This is a genomic window from Escherichia sp. TW14182, assembly GCF_000208525.1.
Classification (GTDB): domain Bacteria; phylum Pseudomonadota; class Gammaproteobacteria; order Enterobacterales; family Enterobacteriaceae; genus Escherichia; species Escherichia ruysiae.
Genome location: NZ_AEJZ01000525.1, coordinates 1 through 966 on the forward strand (window position 1 = coordinate 1; position 966 = coordinate 966).

The 966-nt window shown below is 38.6% G+C and carries 1 protein-coding gene and 1 pseudogene; both read right to left on the bottom strand.

Annotation, left to right across the window (positions count from 1 at the left end; translation table 11 throughout):
• Positions 1-112 (bottom strand): annotated as a pseudogene (locus EQY_RS0123860) (phage antirepressor Ant); the annotation flags it as partial.
• A 264-nt stretch (positions 113-376) separates the two neighbouring features.
• The gene (locus EQY_RS27180) at positions 377-916 is read right to left on the bottom strand and encodes a hypothetical protein (RefSeq protein ID WP_000733800.1); all 540 of its coding nucleotides are present in this window, start codon (positions 914-916) and stop codon (positions 377-379) included.
• Between the last annotated feature and the right edge of the window lie 50 nt (positions 917-966).

The following is a 966-nucleotide window of genomic DNA, read 5'->3' on the forward strand; positions in this document are numbered from 1 at the left end:
TAGCAAAGCGTTTACCTACTTCGAGAAAGGTGTGCAGATCGCGAGCGTTGCAGAGAAGGGTAGTTTCGTTTGAAACAATGCCGTTGAATACGGGAATTAATTGGCTGGTCATAGAAACCTCGTGAAATTTTTTCGAAATTGTGGTGCCAGGAGGTTCGAAACGGCTTCACGAAACCGCGGACTTATTTCCCTTTCGGGTGTTGTATTCGTCGCCCTCCCGACATTGATCGGGGATGTGACCGCACATTGTGCCATCACTGAATTGTAGGCATAAAAAATCCAACACTGACGGGGTTGGTCTAGGCCGCGTGAAAGAGGTTTCGACGCCTCATTCGCCCAATCATACTCAATTGGGCGCGCTTGTAAAGTCCAACAACTACTTATTTTCAGCTACACATTTTTCAAAATTTTTTATCGAGTCATTGAAAACTGAATTCATTATCTCATAAGCTTTATGATCTATCTTTTTGTCTAGATAATCTTTATTGTTTTTCTTTATTTTTTCCTTGGTATCTGCAATGGCTTTTTTACAAATTTGATAATTTATTTGCTGATCGTTTAAACCGCCCCCATTGACAATTAGAGAAATGGCCGTATTCATGTCTTGTATATTGTAGGAATAATGTAATGTGTCATGGGTTGGATGGCTAGGATTATCATAATAAACATTACCGAATTTCATTAACATTATTCCCGATTTCCCATAAACAGAATCAGATAAGTATGCGGCATTCATATTTCCGGCAGTAAAATTATCAGTATGGCATATAAAACGCCGGCCATATTGAAGCTGTAATTTATGCATAGCATCGTTGCAGGCAGCTCTTATTAGACGGGTATGATAATTGTCTTCTTCTTGAGCGCATACTGAAAATGAAAGAGTGGATGCAATTAGCAATGAAATTAATTTCTTCATAAATTACCCTTGAGATTAACTATGTCAGAAATACCAATTACTATGACCAG